Raw genomic sequence first — 15966 nt, 5'->3', positions numbered from 1 at the left:
CATGGCCAATTCGCCCAAGCCCGCCAGCCTGCCCCGGTCCGCCTACGCCGACATGTTCGGCCCCACGGTCGGCGACCGTATCCGCCTCGCCGATACCAGCCTGGAGATCACGGTCGAGCGCGACTTCACCACCTACGGCGAGGAGGTGAAGTTCGGCGGCGGCAAGGTCATCCGCGACGGCATGGGCCAGAGCCAGGCGACCAACGCCGACGGCGCCGTCGACACGGTGATCACCAACGCCGTGGTCCTCGACCATTGGGGCATCGTGAAATGCGATGTCGGAATCGTCCGCGGCCGGATCTTCAAGCTCGGCAAGGCCGGCAACCCGGACGTGCAGCCCGGAATCGACATCGTGGTCGGCCCGGGCACGGAGGTCATCGCCGGCGAGGGCAAGATCCTGACGGCGGGCGGCTTCGACAGCCACATCCACTTCATCTGCCCGCAGCAGATCGAGGAGGCGCTCTGCTCGGGGATCACCACGATGCTCGGCGGCGGCACCGGGCCGGCCCACGGCACCTTCGCCACCACCTGCACCCCGGGCCCCTGGCACATCGCCCGGATGATCGAGGCGGCTGACGCCTTCCCGATGAATCTCGCCTTCGCCGGCAAGGGCAATGCGTCCCGGCCGGATAGCCTCGTCGAGATGGTGCGGGCGGGTGCCTGCGCGCTGAAGCTGCACGAGGATTGGGGCACCACGCCCGCGGCGATCGACACCTGCCTGTCCGTGGCCGATGCCCACGACATCCAGGTCATGATCCACACCGACACGCTCAACGAATCGGGCTTCGTCGAGGACACGATCGCCGCCTTCAAGGGCCGGACGATCCACGCCTTCCACACCGAGGGCGCCGGCGGCGGCCACGCCCCCGACATCATCAAGGTCGCCGGGCTGCCGAACGTGCTCCCGTCGTCCACGAACCCGACGCGGCCCTACACGTGGAACACGATTGACGAGCATCTCGACATGCTCATGGTCTGCCACCACCTCGACCCGTCGATCCCCGAGGATCTCGCCTTCGCGGAGAGCCGGATCCGGCGCGAGACCATCGCGGCCGAGGACATCCTGCACGATATCGGCGCGCTCTCGATGATGTCCTCCGACAGCCAGGCCATGGGCCGGGTCGGCGAGGTCATCATCCGCACGTGGCAGACCGCCGACAAGATGAAGCGGCAGCGGGGCGCGCTGCCGGGGGATGCCTCCGGCACCGACAACCTGCGGGCGCGCCGCTACATCGCCAAATACACGATCAACCCGGCCATCGCGCACGGCATCTCCCGGCACATCGGCTCGGTGGAGCCCGACAAGCTCGCCGACCTCGTCCTCTGGACGCCGGCCTTCTTCGGGGTGAAGCCCGATCTCGTGCTGAAGGGCGGCAGCATCGCGGCCGCCCCCATGGGCGACCCGAACGCCTCGATCCCGACGCCGCAGCCGGTGCATTACCGGCCGATGTTCGGTGCCTACGGTCGGGTCCCCTTCGCCACCGCCCTGACCTTCGTCTCCAAGGCCGCCGTCGACGACGGCCTGCGGGAACGGCTCGGCGTCCAGAAGGACTTGGTGGCCGTGGAGAATGTGCGCGGCGGCATCTCGAAGAAAAGCATGATCCTCAACGACGCCACGCCCGAGATCGAGGTGGATCCCGAGACCTACGACGTCCGGGCCGACGGCGAGCTGCTGGTCTGCGAGCCCGCCGAGTTGCTGCCCATGGCGCAGCGCTACTTCCTGTTCTGAGCGGTCCCGTCCGATGCTTCGCGCCACCCGCATCCTTCGCCGGGACGCCCTGTCCGGCGGCGAGATCGTCGACCGCGTCGTGCTCGATCACGGCGACCGGCATCGCCGCCGGGTCGCCATGCGCGGCGCAGGCGGGCTGGGCTTCCTGCTCGACCTGCCGGAGCCGGCCGTGCTGGAGGACGGCGACGCCCTGGTCCTGCAGGACGGTCGCCTCGTCTGGGTCGAGGCGGCGCCGGAGCGCCTTTTGGAGATCCGCGCACCGGACGACCATGCCCTCAAGCGCCTGATCTGGCACATCGGCAACCGGCACATCCCCGCCGAGATCGGCGCGGACGCGGTGTGGATCGCCGATGACCATGTGCTCGCCGAGATGGTGCGCGGTCTCGGCGGCACCGCCGAGCCCGTGGAGCGACCGTTCCGGCCCGAGGGCGGTGCCTATTCCGGCGGCCACGCCCACGAGCATGACCATTCCCACGGCGGCCACCACCATCACCACCATGCCGGCGGCTGAAACCCTGGATTCGCTGCGTCTGATGGCGTGGCTGTCGCCGGGTTACCCGGTGGGCGCCTACGCCTACTCGCACGGCCTGGAATGGGCTGTCGAAGCCGGAGATATCCGCGACGAGGCCGGCCTGACGCTGTGGCTCGAGGACGTCTGTACCCGCGGCGCCCTGCGCAACGACCTGATCCTCGCGGCCGAAGCTCACCGGGCGGCAGGCGCCTCCGACGGCGTCGGCCTCATCGCCGTCAACGATCTCGCGCTCGCCCTCGCCCCGTCCCGGGAACTGCACCTCGAGACGAGCCAGCAGGGGCGGAGCTTTCTCGACGCGACACGCGGCGCCTGGCCCTCCCCGGCGCTTGCGGCGCTCTCCGAAGAACTGCCGGGTCCGGTCGCCTACCCGGTCGCCGTCGGGCTCGCCGCCGGGGCGCATCGCATGGCGCTGGCGCCGGTTCTCGCCGCCTACGGCCTCGCCTTCCTTCAGAACCTCGTCTCGGCGGCCCTGCGGGCGGCGCCCGTGGGCCAGGCAGCCGGGACCCGGGTGATCGCCGCCCTTGCTCCACGGCTCGTGCCGCTGGCTGCCGCCGCCGCTGCGGTAGGGCTCGACGCCCTCGGTACCGCTACCTTCCGCCTGGATCTCGGCTCCTTTCGGCACGAGACCCAATATTCCCGCATCTTCCGATCCTGAGCCTGAAGCATGACCTCCTCGAACGGCCCCCTCCGCGTCGGCATCGGCGGTCCCGTCGGCTCCGGCAAGACCGCCCTGATGGAGCAGCTCTGCAAGCGCTTCCGCGACCGCTACGAGATCTGTGCGATCACCAACGACATCTACACGAAGGAGGATGCGCGCATCCTGACGGTGGCCGGCGCCCTCCCCGAGGAGCGCATTCTCGGTGTCGAGACCGGTGGCTGCCCGCACACCGCGATCCGAGAGGACGCTTCGATCAACCTCGCCGCCGTCGCCGAGATGACCCGGCGGTTCCCCAAGCTCGATCTGGTCCTGATCGAATCCGGGGGCGACAATCTCGCGGCGACGTTCTCGCCCGAACTCGCCGACATCACCCTCTACGTCATCGACGTCGCCGGCGGCGAGAAGATCCCCCGCAAGGGCGGCCCGGGCATCACGCGCTCGGATCTGCTGATCGTCAACAAGACCGACCTCGCGCCCCTCGTCGGCGCCGACCTGTCGGTCATGGAATCCGACACGCAGCGGATGCGCGGCGCGCGGCCCTACGTGTTCGCGTCCTTGCGGGAGGGGGCGGGCGCGGATTCCGTCGCGCGCTTCGTCGAAGAGGCGGGCGGTCTCGGTCGCTGAACCGATGAGCCGGTCGCGTCGAACGCGTTGTGCTCGACTCTAGCGCCCGGCTTCGGCGGAGCGGGCGCGAACCGACGACGATTTCGGCACACCCATGAGCGCGTCGAGGCGGCTCATGCGGGCGTTGAAATCGTTCATGACGGTCTGGCGCGCCTTGAGTGCGGCGCTGGGCTGGACCTTGGCGGCCGCCTGACGCGGCCGTGCCTCAGCCTGGACCGTCGGAACGGCGAGAAGCGCCGCCAGCGCGGCGATGGTCAGGGTCGGTTTCATCGCGCGAAATCCCTCGTGCATCGGCGACGCCGAACGTCGCGAAGCTGCACGAGATTAGGCGTGCCGGACCCGGGGCCGCGTGCGCGAGCGCACAACACGTAAGATTGATCTGTCTGCGCATCGAGCTGGCTCCGTCAGGTTGACAGTCCGTCGCGACTGATTCAACCCGCGGTATCGGGGCCTTCTGGACGGTATCGCGCATGCGAAATCTGCGGTGGCTCGCCGCCCTGCCCTTTCTGGGCATCCTGATCGGTCCGTTCTTTCTGAATCGGGTCGAACCCTTCGTTCTCGGCCTGCCGCTGCTCCTCGCCTGGCTGGTGTTCTGCGTGATCGGGACCTCGGCGGTGATGGCGGTGATCTATCTCACCGATCCCCAGAACCGAAGCCCGGAAGATCCGCGATGAGCGTCGCCCTCATCATCGTGGCGGCCGGATTCGCGCTGGCGATCGGCCTCGGGCTCTACGCACGGTTGGGCCGTGAGATGGGCCTGGAACAGTGGACGGTGGGCGGCCGGGGCTTCGGCACCACCCTCGTCTTCCTGCTGATGGCCGGCGAGATCTACACGACCTTCACGTTCCTGGGTGGGTCCGGCATCGCCTACGGCAAGGGCGGCCCGGCCTACTACATCCTCTGCTACCTGACGCTCGCCTACGTCACCTCGTATTGGCTGCTGCCGCCCGTCTGGCGCTACGCGAAGCAGAACGGCCTCTACACGCAACCCGATTTCTTCGCCCGCAAGTACCGAAGCCCGGCGCTCGGCATGCTGGTGGCTCTGGTGGGGATCGTGGCGCTGGTCCCCTACCTCGTGCTTCAGTTCAAGGGCCTGGGGATCATCGTCTCCACAGCGTCCTACGGGGCCATCTCGTCGACCGCCGCGGTCTGGATCGGGGCGGCCGCCCTCACCGTCTACGTGGTCGTCTCGGGCGTCCACGGCTCGGCCTGGACGGCGGTGATCAAGGACACCAGCATCCTGTTCGTAGTGGTCTTCCTCGGGATCTACCTGCCGGTGCACTATTACGGCGGCTATGGAGGGCTGTTCCAGGCCATCGAGGCGGCGAAGCCCGGCTTCCTCGCCCTGCCCGATCGCGGCCAGAGCCCGACCTGGTTCACCACGACGGTCCTGCTCACCGCCCTGGGCGGATACATGTGGCCGCACACCTTCGCGTCGCTCTACACGGCGCGCGAGCCCGGCGCCTTCCGGCGAAACGCCGTGATCCTGCCGATCTACCAGCTGATCAATCTCTTCGTGTTCGTAATCGGCTTCACGGCCGTCATGCAGGTGCCCGGCCTCACCGGCCCGGATGTCGATCTGTCGCTGTTCAAGCTCGCCCTTGCGACCTTCCCGCCCTGGGTCATCGGCCTCATCGGCGCCACCGGCGTGCTGACCGCTCTGGTCCCGGGATCGATGATCCTGATCGCCGGCGTGACGCTGGTAGCCAACAACCTCGTCCGGCCCCTGCGACCCGGCATGGACGATGCCGCCACCGCCCGGCTGTGCAAGATACTGGTGCCGGTTCTGGCGCTGGTCTGCGTGTGCTTCACCCTGTCGGGCGGCGACACGATCGTGCAGCTCCTCTTGATGGGCTACAACTTCGTCACGCAGCTCTTCCCGTGCTTCATCGCCAGACTGATGCGGCGCAACCCGCTCGATCGGCGCGCTGCGATGGCCGGCATCGTCGCGGGCGTCGCCACCGTGGCGGCGACCGTTCTGAGCGGGTTCAGCCTGTCCAGCCTCTCCGCCCTCGGACCGCTCCAGGACGTGAATGTCGGCATCGTGGCGCTGATGGTGAATCTCGTGGTCACCCTCGCGGTGGCGCAACTGATGCGCGTCGGGGCGACCGCCGCGCAGGCCGCTGAGTGACGGGCCTCAGGCCTGCCCGCGCCGGGTCGTGAGCCAGGATGCCAGAAGCACCGCGGCGCTCACCAGCCCGACCAGGAGGGTCGAGGCCGCGTTGATCTCCGGGTTCACCCCGAGTCTGACCTGGCTGTAGAGCCGCATCGGCAGCGTGGTCGAGCCGGGGCCGGACACGAAGCTCGCGATGACGAGGTCGTCGAGCGACAGGGTGAAGGCGAGGAGGGCCCCGGCGGTCAGAGCGGGCGCCAGAAGCGGCAGGGTGACGGTCATCAGCACCCGTGCCGGCGTCGCGCCGAGGTCGGCCGCGGCTTCCTCCAGGGATCGATCGAGACCGCGCAGGCGCGCCCCGACCACCACCGCCACGAAGCCCGTGCAGAACGTCGTGTGGGCGATGACGATCGTGAGGAGGCCCCGGTCCAGCCCGATCCCGATGAACATCAGCAGGAGCGAGAGGCCGATCATCACCTCCGGCATCACGATCGGTCCGACGACGAGGCCGGTGAACAGCGTCCGTCCGCGGAAGCAGCCCTGCCGCTCGAGGACCAGGGCTGCGAGGGTGCCGAGGATCGTGGCGAGCAGGCTCGCGAGGATCGCGACCTTCAGAGACACCCAGGCGGCTGCGATGAGCGGCGCGTCGGACATCAGCGCACCATACCAGCGGGTCGAGAAACCGCCCCAGACCGTGACCAGGGGCGAGGCGTTGAACGAGTAGACGATCAGCACCACGATCGGCGCGTAGAGGAAGACGAGGCCGGCCGCGAGGGCGGTGCGGGTGACCCAGGTCACGGGGACTCTCCCTCGCCGGCGCGCAGGCTGTCCCGGAACAGCACCACCGGGCCGATGACGATGGCGAGGATCAGGACCGCCACCGCGGAGGCCAGGGGCCAGTCGCGGTTCGAGAAGAACTCGGTCCAGAGCACCCGGCCGAGCATCAGGGTTTCCGAGCCGCCGAGAAGGTCCGGGATCACGAACTCGCCGATCATCGGGATGAAGCACAAGCCCGCGCCGGCCGCGATCCCGGGCAGGCTGAGCGGCAGGGTCACGGTCCAGAACACCCGGGTCGGCGAGGCGCCGAGATCCGCAGCGGCGTCCCGCAGCGTCGGGTCGAGGCGGTTCATCACCGCGTAGAGCGGCAGGACCATGAAGGGCAGATACGCGTAGACGAGGCCGATGATCACCGCGGCGTCGGTGTTGAGGATCGTGAGCGGCTCGCCGATCAGCCCGAGCCGGATCAGCATGAGGTTCAGCAGACCCTCCGGTTTGAGGATCGCGATCCAGGCGTAGACCCGGATCAGGAAGCTGGTCCAGAACGGCACGACCACCAGCGCCACGAGGAGCGGCTGCCATCGGGACGGGGCGCGGGCCAGCGCGTAGGCGAGCGGTGTCCCCAGGGCGACGAGGATCAGGCTGGCCAGGGCGGCGTAGGTCAGCGAGCCGAGGACGGCGTCCCGATAGAGCGGGTCGGCGTAGAGCGTCAGGTAATTGTCGAAGTTCAGGGCTTCGAGAAAGCTCGACCAGCCGTCGAGGCCGGCCCGCCAGTCGAGCACCGGCAGATAGGGTGGGATCGCCGTCGCCGGCTCCGACAGGCTGATCTTGAGGGTGATCGCGAACGGCAGCAGGAAAAACGCCGCCAGCCAGAGGAAGGGTGGCAGCCGCACGAGACGATCGAACAGCCGTGCCGTTATCCGGCCGCTCACCGGTAGGCACCCGGATCGCGCCGCCCCGGGCGGGCATGCGGGTCGTCCGACGGCGCGATGGGCATCATGCGGGCAGGATCACGGCGGCCTCGGCCGCGAAGCCGGCATGCGATGCCGATCCGAGCGCCTGCCCGGCCTCCGTCGGTCGCCCGCTCGCCCGCAGCGTCGTGCCGTCGGGCAGGCGCAGGGTCCGACGCAGCCTGTCTCCGAGAAAGACGGAATCGGCGATCACCACCGGCAGCCCCTCCGTGCCGAGAACGAGGTCCTCCGGCCGCACGGCGACCACGACGGCGGCCCCCGTCTCCAACGTGCCCGCCGCGACGCCCCGAACGGCGCCATAAGCGGTCTCGACTTCGCGGGCGCCGCCGGGCCCTCCCGCGCCGAGGCGGCCGGGGATGAGGTTCACGTCGCCGAGCAGACCCGCGACGAAGCGGCTCGCCGGGCGTCGGTAGAGCTCCGCCGGAGGTCCGACCTGGATCAGGCGCCCGCCTTCCATGACGCCGATCCGGTCGGCAAGCATCATCGCCTCCTCGGGATCGTGCGTGACGACGATGAAGGCGGTGCCGAGCCGCCGCTGGACGGCGCGCAACTCGCCCTGCGTCTCCTCGCGCAGGCCGCGATCCAGGGCGCCGAGCGGCTCGTCGAGAAGCAGCAGCTTCGGCTGCCGGGCCAGCGCCCGGGCCAGGGCGACCCGCTGCCGCTGACCGCCCGAGAGCGTGTCGGGTCGGCGGTCGCCGAACCCGTCGAGGCGCACGAGCCGGAGCAGGTCCGCCACCCGGTTAGCGGCGGCGGCGCGGCCGAGGGCCTTGAGACCGTAGCCGATATTGCCGGCCACGCTCATGTGCGGGAACAGGGCATAGGACTGGAACATCATGTTGACCGGCCGCCGGTGGGGCGGCAGCGCGGTCAGATCGGCCTCCCCCAGCAGGATCCGCCCGGCGGTCGGTCTCTCGAAGCCCGCGATCATGCGCAGGAGGGTGCTCTTCCCGCAGCCGGATGGCCCGAGCAGGCAGAAGAACTCCCCCGGCTCGAGATCGAGCGTCACGGCCTCGACGGCGTGGTGCGTGCCGAAGCGTTTGCTCAGCTCCTCGAGCCGCAGGCGCGGCGCCGGCAGGCCGGACAACGGATCAGGAATCCTCGCGCAGCGCCTCGGCCACGCGCGCTTCCAGGAGATCCGGCCGCCGCAGGACGAGGGCGCCGCGGGTGCGGTCGACCAGACCCTCGGCGGCCATCGCGGTGAATTCCCGGGTCACCTGCTCCCGCCGGCAGCCGATCCGGGCGGCGAGGACGTGGTGGTAGGGCGGGGGCGACACCACCCGCTCGCCCCCGGCCCCGGCCCGCGGCACGGAGAGGCGCAGCAGCTCGGCATACAGCCGGTGCTTGAGATCGAGCAGGGCGTGCTCCATCAGCCGCGTGTTCAGCTCGCGCACGCGCTTGGCCAGGAGCCGGAACAGCCGGTCGGCGATCGCCTCCGACGCGAAGACGATCTGGCGGAACACCGGGGCCGGCACCACGCAGACCTCGCCGCGCGTCAGCGCCGTGACGTTGGCCGAGCGGCCGATCCCGTCGATCGCGGCGAGTTCGCCGAAGAAGGCCCCGCCTCGCATCTCCCCCAGGATGACCTCCTTGCCGGACTGGGTCCGGTTCAGGATGCGGACCTCGCCGGAGGCGATGAAGTAGACGTCGGTGGAGATGTCGTCGAAGTCGACCAGAACCTCGTTCTCGTCGAAGCGGCGCCAGTGGCAGCGGGGCTCGTAGGGCCCGAGCTCAATGCCCGGATCCTTGAAGAAGGGTATCGTCCCCAACCGCGCCATCGATCGTGTTCCCTCAACTCCGGCCTCCGTCCCTGCCCTGACGGGGGCCAGCCAGCAGATCTGGGGACGGGAGCAGCCCGTACAGTGACGTCGCGCTCCGCCGGGGCGGTGCTGGATCGATCGGGCATAATGATCGTGACGGTCGCGGGCTGGACGGTCAAGCCGCGTCCCGATGAACAGGAGTTTATTGGCGTGGATCACCCATGACGGCTAGGTTCCCTGTCCGCTGCGGCGGCCTGACTCGATGCATCAAGACGTTCCATTCCCGCTCTCGACAGCCTCTCCAGGCCCTCGTCTTCAGGCGACCTTGTCTCATCCGTTCGAGCGGTCGGGACGCAGCCTCCATTCGGGGCGACACGCCACGGTCCGCGTCAGCCCGGCGCCGGCCGGCCATGGCATCGTCTTTCGGCGTCGTCTGAAGGATGGTCGCACGGTCGATGTGCCGGCCGATTGGCGACTTCGGGAATCGCAGCCGCTGTCCTCGGCGGTGCGGCGGGAGGGGGTCCTTGTCCGCACGATCGAACACCTCATGGCATCGCTGAGCGCCTTGCGGATCGACAACGTGCTGGCCGAGATCGACGCGGACGAACTGCCGATCTTCGACGGCAGCGCCACGCCGTGGTGCGAGGCCATCCGGGCCGCGGGCCGGAGCGAGCAGACCTTGCCATGCCGGGTCATCCGCCTGCTGCGGACCGTTGCGGTCGAGAACGGGCGGCGGCGGCTTCAGATCGAGCCCGGCGACGGACTCCACATCAGCGGCCACCTCGCGCTGGCGCATTTCGGGTCGGTCGACTGGTCGGGTGCGATCACGCCCGAAGGCTTCGAGCGGGAGATTGCGCCGGCACGCAGCTTCGGTCGCTACCTGCGAGCCATGGCGGGGCGCGCCTACGGTTTCGTCCGGGGGACGGACTTCCTGCAGGGCGTATCGCCCCGCTCGGCGGCGCTCCTCGTGCGCGGGCACGTGCTCGGCGGGATGCGGGTCCCCGATGAGCCGGTGCGGCACCGCATCCTCGATCTCATCGGCGATCTCGCTTTGGCGGGCCACCCGATCGAGGGCCGCATCTCAGCCTTCCACACGGGACACGAACTCAACCACGCCCTGGTCGCGGCCCTGATGAGCGACAGCTCGGCCTGGGAACTCGTTTGAGGCGCGGCCGACAGACCGGGGGAGGCCTCAGGCGGAGGCAGGTCGAGGAGGTTCGCAGGCGGCCGCCACCTCACCGAAGGCTCGGACCAGATCGACATCGAGCTTCGCGGTCATCTGCCTCAGGATAGCGTAGGCCTCCGGGGCCGATTTCGGCGCCTTGTAGGGGCGCGCCTCGATCAGCGCGGCGAAGATGTCGCAAATGGTGATCAGCCGGACGAGATCCGGGATCTGCGACCCGCGCAAGCCGTCCGGATAGCCCGAACCGTCGAGATATTCGTGGTGCGAGCGGACCACCGACAGGGTCAGCGCGTCATAATCGCCCGTCAGCAGCATCGCGTGACCGAGCGCCGGGTGACGATCCATCTCCTTGCGCTCGAGGGGCGTCAGCGGTGCCGGCTTGTTCAGGATGGCGAGCGGGATCTTGGCCTTGCCGATGTCGTGGAGCAGCGCCCCTTTGACCAGGTACCGGGAATCGGCCTCGCTGAGCCCTAGAATACGGGCGAATTCGGCTGCGATCCCGGCCACGCTCAGGCAGTGGCGGTGGGTGACGTCGTCGAAGTTCGCGACGACGTCGAGCCAGTTGCGCACCTTCGCCTCGCGGATGGCCTGATTGACCAAGTCGGCGCCGCTTTCGACCACCGCCGGCGGGGGTGCCTGATCGGCCCGGAACAGGCTGACGAAGGCCGCATGTGCCTCATGGATCTGATGCCGCCACCGGCGGGCGGATCGCGTATCCGGCCCGCCGTCGGTCAGGGTCGCGACCGCATTCAGCAGCAGGGCGCTCGCCGTGGAGGCCGCCATCACCCGGGTCGCCCCCAGAGCCGTCGCCTGGATCTCGCCGCGCCCGAGATTGCCGTGGATCAGGGCGAGAAACGGGACCCCAGGGGCCCGCACCGTGGACAGGACCTGACGCAGGCGCCGGACGGATTCGGAGGTCAGTGCGCTGACGTCGCTGATGATCAATGCGGCGCCCGATGGCGGGGCCGCGTCGCCGTAGAGGTCGTGCAACATCACGGAAATGCCGCCGCCGAGGTTGCGCGCGAGCCGCCCGCCCCGCTCGAGATCGTCGGTCAAGATCAGGGTCTGGCCCAACAACTCCCCCCGTCGCTCGCCTCGTTCCGGGCGTCCAACGTGTGCGAGCGCACTCTAACCAATGATCGGCCTATCGAAATCTGGATAGACGTCGCTCAAGATAATTATAGTCGCATTACGTTAAAATTTTAGCCGCCCAGGCAGGTATTCTCCGCTTCAATCAGGTATCCAACCCGTCACGCCGAGGCCTCGCGAATCGTGCCGGTCGGCGCGGAGCCGGCGCTTGCCTCGCCGCGTCCGGACAGCCAGAACGCCGTCATGCTGCGCGTCAATGACCTCACCTATCGCATCGGCGACCGTCTGATCCTCGATTCGGCGAGCTTCACGATCCCGGAAGGCGCCCGCGTCGGTCTCGTCGGGCGCAATGGGGCCGGCAAGACCACGCTGTTCAAGGCCATTCTCGGCGATCTGCCGGTGGATGCGAAATCGGTGGCGCTGCCCAAGGGCATGCGGATCGGCGCCGTTGCCCAGGAGGCACCGGCCGGGCCGGAGACGCTGCACGCCGTCGTGCTCGCCGCCGACACGGAGCGCGCCCGGCTGATGGCGGAGGCCGAGCATGCGGACGGCTTGCGCCGCGCCGAGATCGAGACCCGGCTCGTCGATATCGGCGCCCACTCGGCGCCGGCCCGGGCCGCCGCGATCCTGCACGGCCTGGGGTTCGATGCGGCCGCCCAGGGGCGGCCCTGCTCGGACTTCTCCGGCGGCTGGCGGATGCGCGTGGCGCTGGCTGCCGTTCTGTTCTCGGAGCCGGACCTGCTGCTCCTCGACGAGCCGACCAACTATCTCGACATCGAGGGCACGCTCTGGCTGTACGATTACCTGGAGCGCTACCCGCGCACCGCCATCATCATCAGCCACGACCGCGACCTGCTCGACACCAGCGTCGATCACATCCTGCATCTCGACCGCGGCAAGCTGACGATCTACCGCGGCGGCTATTCGAGCTTCGCCAAGCAGCTCTCGGAGAAGCGGGTGCTCCAGGCCAAGGCGAAGGCCAAGCAGGATGCCGAGCGCGCGCATCTCCAGAGCTTCATCGACCGGTTCAAGGCCAAGGCCACCAAGGCGCGGCAGGCCCAGTCGCGGATGAAGCGGCTGGCCAAGATGGAGCCGATCGCGGCGCTGCTCGACGACGACGTGCCGGTGATCCACCTGCCGAGCCCGGAGAAGCCCCTGTCGCCGCCGATCGTGGCGATGGAGCGGGTCAAGGCCGGCTACGGGGACCGGATCGTCCTGACCGGGCTCGACCTCAGCCTCGCGCCGGACGACCGGGTGGCGTTGCTGGGCGCGAACGGCAACGGCAAGTCGACCTTCTGCAAGCTGATCGGCGGCCGGCTCGGCCCCGTGGCCGGCGAGGTCAAGCGCTCCTCCAAGATGGAGGTCGCCTATTTCGCCCAGCATCAGCTCGACGAGCTCCGGCCCGCCGAGAGCGCCTACGCGCATGTCCGAACCCTGATGCCGGACGTTCCGGAGGCCAAGGTGCGCTCCGCGACGGCGCGGCTGGGCTTCGGCGCCAACAAGGCCGACACGCCGGTCGAGAAGCTCTCGGGCGGCGAGAAGGCGCGCCTGCTCATGGGCCTCGCGGCCTTCCAAGGCCCGCATCTCCTGATCCTCGATGAGCCGACCAACCACCTCGATATCGAGAGCCGGCAGGCCCTCGTGGAGGCGATCAACGACTACGAAGGGGCCGTCATCCTCGTGTCCCACGACCGCTTCCTGGTCGAGGCCTGCGCCGACCGGCTCTGGCTCGTCGCGGACGGCACGGTGAAGACCTTCGACGGCGACATGGACGATTACCGGCGCTTCGTCCTGTCGGGGCCGGAGCGCGAGGCGGAGCGCGAGACCGAGCCGTCCGGCGGCCAGAAGGCCGAGGCGCGCCGGGCCGGCGTCGAGCGCCGCGCGGCCCTCGCGCCGCTGCGCAAACGCCTGGAGGCCATCGAGGCCCGCATGGCCAAGCTGACCGCGGCGATCCAGAAGATCGACGCGGCGCTGGAGGACGGGTCCGCCTTCCGCGAGAACGCCGCCAAGGCCGGCGAGATCGCCAAGATGCGCGCGGACGCCGCGCAGGCGCTCGCCTCCGCCGAGGAGGAATGGCTGAATGTGAGCGCGGAGATCGAGGCCGCCTGAGGCGTTCCCCGGCGCGCTCGAACCCCTCGCGGCCGGTGGTTCTCATCCGTTCGGGCGCTGCGAAACCATCCAGCAGCGCCACGGCAGGCCGGGCGGCGCGATGCTCGTTCAGAGCGCCACTTCGATCGCCCGCTCCAGGATGTCGACGCCGAGGTCGATCTCCTCGTCGGTGGCGGTCAGCGGCGGGGCGATGCGGAACACGCCGCCCATGCCCGGCAACTGCACGATGTTCATGCTCAGCCCGAGGTCCAGGCAGCGCCGGGTGATCGCATCGCCCAGATCCGGCGCCGGCACCTTCGTGCCCCGGTCGGCCACGATCTCGACGCCCTGCAGAAGCCCGCGGCCCCGGAGGTCGCCGATGCAGGCGAAGCGCTGCTGAAGGGCGCCCAACCGCGTGGCGAGCCGGGCGCCGGCCTCCTCGGCCCGGGCGACGAGGCCGTCGCGCCGGACGATCTCCAGCACCTTGAGGCCCACCGCTGCGGGCAGCGGATCGGAGACGTGCGTGGTGTAGAACAGGAACCCGCGGGCGTGGCAGAGATCCTCGATCTCCGGCGTGGTCAGGACCGCCGCGAGCGGCAGGCCGGCGCCCAGGGTCTTCGACAGGGTGAGGATGTCCGGGACCACGCCGTCGCGTTCGCAGGCGAACATCAGGCCGGTGCGGCCGATGCCCGTCTGGGCCTCGTCGATGATCAGCAGCATCCCCCGCTCCGCGCATTTCCGCTTGAGCGCGGCGAGGTAGCCCGGCGGCAGTTCGAGGATGCCCCCGGAGCTGAGGATCGGCTCGGCCAGGAACGCCGCGAGGTTGCCGGTCGATTGCCGGTCGACCAGCGCGAAGGCGTAATCGAGTTCGGTCTGCCAGTCGGGGGCTCCGTCCTTCTCGAAGGTGGGGCGGTAGGCGTTCGGCGCGGGGATCGCGAAGGAGCCGACGGAGGCCGGGCCATAGCCCTTGCGGCCGGCGCTGTAGGTCGCCCCGGCCGCCCCCGCCGTCATCCCGTGCCAGGATTGCGCGAAGCTCACGACCTCCCAGCCGCCCGTGGCGAGCTTGGCCATGCGCAGGGCGGCCTCGTTGGCCTCTGCGCCGGTGGTCAGCAGGAGCGTCCGTTCGAGGTCGCCGGGGGCGATCCGGGCCAGCTCCGTCGCGAGATCGACCACGGGCCGGCTCAGCATGCCGCTGAACAGATGGTCGAGATGTCCGACATGATGCGCGGCTACCGCGGCGATCTCGGGATGCCCGTGGCCCAGGATCGCGCTCATCTGGCCGGAGGTGAAATCGAGGATCTTCCGGCCGTCCGCGTCGTAGACGAAGCTGCCCTCCGCCCGCTCGATGATGACCGGCGCGAAGGAGCCCCCGTACCGCACGAGATGCCGACGTGCGCGCATCCAGAAATCGGCGTCGTCGTTCCGTGTCATCGTCGGTCCTGCACCCGGGTCCAGCCGCACCATGCTAGGACCGCCGCGGACGGCAGAAAAGCTTATCGTTCTGAACCGAGAGTTCAGAGGTTCTTATGGCTCACAGCCTCGACATCGATCTTCTGCGCAGCTTCGCCGCGGTGGCGGAGACCGGCGCCCTGAGCCGGGCGGCGGAGCGGGTCAGCCGCAGTCAGGCCGCCCTCAGCATGCAGATGAAGCGCCTGGAGGATCTCGTCGCGCAGCCGCTTCTGCGGCGGACGGGGCGCGGGGTCTCCCTGACGGTGCAGGGGGAGCGCCTTCTGGTTCATGCGCGCCGGATCCTGTCCGCGCACGACGACGCCCTGGCTGAATTGTCCGGACGGAGTCTCACCGGCACGCTGCGGATCGGCTGTCCGGACGATTATGCGCAGGCGTTCCTGCCGGCCCTGCTGCGCGGCTTCGCACCCCGACACCCCGCGGCGGCGATCGCGGTGGTCTGCGCCGCGACGCCCCGTCTGGAGGAGCGATGGCAACGCGGTGGACTCGATCTGGCGCTGGTCTCCGTTGCCCGCTCGGCCGAGGGGGAGATCCTCCGGCACGAGGAACTCGTCTGGGTCGCGCCGCGCGGTGCGCCCGCGGCTTGGCCCGACCCGCTGCCGCTCGCCCTCGGCGATCCCGATACCCTCGATCATCGGGCGGCGCGGGCCGCCCTCGACAAGGCGGGGCGCCCATACCGGATCGCCTACGCGAGCGGCAGCCTGTCGGGCCTGCTGGCCGTGACGCGCTCCGAGCAGGCCGTGGCGGTCCTGACCCGCGCTGCCGTCCCGCCCGATCTGCGCATCCTGACCCGCAGCAGCGGATTGCCGGCGCTGCCGCGCATCGGTCTGACGATCCGCATGGATGGAGCGCATGCCACTCCGCTCACGCGGGCCTTCGCCGCCCATGTCCGGTCCGTTCTGCCGGCGCTCTGAGCCTGCGATCGATCGGCGAGGGAAAGCCGATCGACCACGACGGTGAAGCCCAGCGCCGCCGCAT

Annotated in this window: 16 protein-coding genes; 9 read left to right on the top strand and 7 right to left on the bottom strand. The window is 69.7% G+C overall.

The genetic code is table 11. The annotated features are described in order from the left end of the window. The first annotated feature begins 1 nt into the window (after window position 1). The 4 genes from ureC to ureG are packed head-to-tail and all read left to right on the top strand — an operon-like array spanning window position 2 to window position 3543. The gene (gene ureC, locus A3862_RS17795; protein ID WP_111473858.1) at window positions 2–1729 is read left to right on the top strand and encodes an urease subunit alpha; all 1728 of its coding nucleotides are present in this window, start codon (window positions 2–4) and stop codon (window positions 1727–1729) included. Window positions 1730–1742: 13 nt separating this feature from the next. Continuing rightward, complete coding sequence (locus A3862_RS17790; RefSeq protein ID WP_111473857.1) at window positions 1743–2240, top strand: urease accessory protein UreE; 498 nt, start codon at window positions 1743–1745, stop codon at window positions 2238–2240. Next, on the top strand, window positions 2191–2916 hold the full coding sequence (locus tag A3862_RS17785) for an urease accessory protein UreF (RefSeq protein WP_442919044.1): 726 nt from the start codon (window positions 2191–2193) through the stop codon (window positions 2914–2916). Before A3862_RS17790 ends, A3862_RS17785 begins: the two co-directional genes overlap by 50 nt. Window positions 2917–2925: 9 nt before the next feature. After that, a complete protein-coding gene (gene ureG / locus A3862_RS17780; RefSeq protein ID WP_043353197.1) occupies window positions 2926–3543 on the top strand; it encodes an urease accessory protein UreG in 618 nt (205 codons plus the stop codon). A 39-nt stretch (window positions 3544–3582) separates the two neighbouring features. On the opposite strand, the gene A3862_RS17775 is transcribed toward ureG, so the two are convergent. After that, window positions 3583–3813, bottom strand: coding sequence for a hypothetical protein (locus A3862_RS17775; RefSeq protein ID WP_043379988.1), 231 nt, complete (start codon window positions 3811–3813; stop codon window positions 3583–3585). Window positions 3814–4013: 200 nt separating this feature from the next. Between A3862_RS17775 and A3862_RS17770 the strand changes: the two genes are divergently transcribed. Then, window positions 4014–4217 (top strand): DUF3311 domain-containing protein, encoded by a 204-nt coding sequence (locus A3862_RS17770; RefSeq protein WP_043353201.1) that lies wholly within the window; start codon window positions 4014–4016, stop codon window positions 4215–4217. Next, the gene (locus A3862_RS17765) at window positions 4214–5674 is read left to right on the top strand and encodes a sodium:solute symporter family protein (RefSeq protein ID WP_111473856.1); all 1461 of its coding nucleotides are present in this window, start codon (window positions 4214–4216) and stop codon (window positions 5672–5674) included. Before A3862_RS17770 ends, A3862_RS17765 begins: the two co-directional genes overlap by 4 nt. 6 nt (window positions 5675–5680) lie before the next feature. Here the strand turns inward: A3862_RS17765 and A3862_RS17760 are convergent, their stop codons facing one another. The 4 genes from A3862_RS17760 to A3862_RS17745 all read right to left on the bottom strand — a co-directional run bounded on the left by A3862_RS17760 (window position 5681) and on the right by A3862_RS17745 (window position 9179). Then, window positions 5681–6454: an ABC transporter permease gene (locus A3862_RS17760; RefSeq protein WP_111473855.1), complete on the bottom strand. Its 774-nt coding sequence runs from the start codon at window positions 6452–6454 to the stop codon at window positions 5681–5683. Further along, window positions 6451–7365: an ABC transporter permease gene (locus A3862_RS17755; protein ID WP_043353208.1), complete on the bottom strand. Its 915-nt coding sequence runs from the start codon at window positions 7363–7365 to the stop codon at window positions 6451–6453. The genes A3862_RS17760 and A3862_RS17755 overlap by 4 nt, the downstream gene beginning before the upstream one ends. A 64-nt stretch (window positions 7366–7429) precedes the next feature. After that, complete coding sequence (locus A3862_RS17750) at window positions 7430–8488, bottom strand: ABC transporter ATP-binding protein (protein WP_111473854.1); 1059 nt, start codon at window positions 8486–8488, stop codon at window positions 7430–7432. Window positions 8489–8492: 4 nt separating this feature from the next. Further along, on the bottom strand, window positions 8493–9179 hold the full coding sequence (locus A3862_RS17745; RefSeq protein ID WP_043353212.1) for a Crp/Fnr family transcriptional regulator: 687 nt from the start codon (window positions 9177–9179) through the stop codon (window positions 8493–8495). A 244-nt stretch (window positions 9180–9423) separates the two neighbouring features. Between A3862_RS17745 and A3862_RS17740 the strand changes: the two genes are divergently transcribed. Continuing rightward, window positions 9424–10326: a UDP-3-O-acyl N-acetylglycosamine deacetylase gene (locus tag A3862_RS17740; RefSeq protein WP_043353213.1), complete on the top strand. Its 903-nt coding sequence runs from the start codon at window positions 9424–9426 to the stop codon at window positions 10324–10326. Window positions 10327–10353: 27 nt separating this feature from the next. Here A3862_RS17740 and A3862_RS17735 read toward each other — a convergent pair whose 3' ends face one another. Continuing rightward, window positions 10354–11400, bottom strand: a complete 1047-nt coding sequence (locus A3862_RS17735; RefSeq protein ID WP_236952950.1) for an HD-GYP domain-containing protein — start codon at window positions 11398–11400, stop codon at window positions 10354–10356. A gap of 276 nt (window positions 11401–11676) precedes the next feature. Here A3862_RS17735 and A3862_RS17730 point away from each other — a divergent pair, with 276 nt between their 5' ends. Next, window positions 11677–13542, top strand: coding sequence for an ABC-F family ATP-binding cassette domain-containing protein (locus tag A3862_RS17730; RefSeq protein ID WP_043761218.1), 1866 nt, complete (start codon window positions 11677–11679; stop codon window positions 13540–13542). A 108-nt stretch (window positions 13543–13650) separates the two neighbouring features. On the opposite strand, the gene A3862_RS17725 is transcribed toward A3862_RS17730, so the two are convergent. Beyond that, a complete protein-coding gene (locus tag A3862_RS17725) occupies window positions 13651–14952 on the bottom strand; it encodes an aspartate aminotransferase family protein (protein WP_043761220.1) in 1302 nt (433 codons plus the stop codon). Window positions 14953–15047: 95 nt separating this feature from the next. Between A3862_RS17725 and A3862_RS17720 the strand changes: the two genes are divergently transcribed. After that, a complete protein-coding gene (locus A3862_RS17720) occupies window positions 15048–15902 on the top strand; it encodes a LysR family transcriptional regulator (RefSeq protein WP_043758065.1) in 855 nt (284 codons plus the stop codon). The last annotated feature ends 64 nt before the right edge of the window (window positions 15903–15966 follow it).

This window comes from Methylobacterium sp. XJLW, from assembly GCF_003254375.1.
Classification (GTDB): Bacteria; Pseudomonadota; Alphaproteobacteria; order Rhizobiales; family Beijerinckiaceae; genus Methylobacterium; species Methylobacterium fujisawaense.
Note: the sequence above shows the minus strand (reverse complement) of the source record. Positions and strands in the feature narration are given on the sequence as shown.

Coding starts and splice junctions, on each gene's coding strand:
- ureC (WP_111473858.1), top strand. CDS start 2: ATGGCCAATTCGCCCAAGCCCGCCAGCCTGCCCCGGTCCGCCTACGCC.
- A3862_RS17790 (WP_111473857.1), top strand. CDS start 1,743: ATGCTTCGCGCCACCCGCATCCTTCGCCGGGACGCCCTGTCCGGCGGC.
- A3862_RS17785 (WP_442919044.1), top strand. CDS start 2,191: ATGACCATTCCCACGGCGGCCACCACCATCACCACCATGCCGGCGGCT.
- ureG (WP_043353197.1), top strand. CDS start 2,926: ATGACCTCCTCGAACGGCCCCCTCCGCGTCGGCATCGGCGGTCCCGTC.
- A3862_RS17775 (WP_043379988.1), bottom strand. CDS start 3,813: ATGAAACCGACCCTGACCATCGCCGCGCTGGCGGCGCTTCTCGCCGTT.
- A3862_RS17770 (WP_043353201.1), top strand. CDS start 4,014: ATGCGAAATCTGCGGTGGCTCGCCGCCCTGCCCTTTCTGGGCATCCTG.
- A3862_RS17765 (WP_111473856.1), top strand. CDS start 4,214: ATGAGCGTCGCCCTCATCATCGTGGCGGCCGGATTCGCGCTGGCGATC.
- A3862_RS17745 (WP_043353212.1), bottom strand. CDS start 9,179: ATGGCGCGGTTGGGGACGATACCCTTCTTCAAGGATCCGGGCATTGAG.
- A3862_RS17740 (WP_043353213.1), top strand. CDS start 9,424: ATGCATCAAGACGTTCCATTCCCGCTCTCGACAGCCTCTCCAGGCCCT.
- A3862_RS17730 (WP_043761218.1), top strand. CDS start 11,677: ATGCTGCGCGTCAATGACCTCACCTATCGCATCGGCGACCGTCTGATC.
- A3862_RS17725 (WP_043761220.1), bottom strand. CDS start 14,952: ATGACACGGAACGACGACGCCGATTTCTGGATGCGCGCACGTCGGCAT.
- A3862_RS17720 (WP_043758065.1), top strand. CDS start 15,048: ATGGCTCACAGCCTCGACATCGATCTTCTGCGCAGCTTCGCCGCGGTG.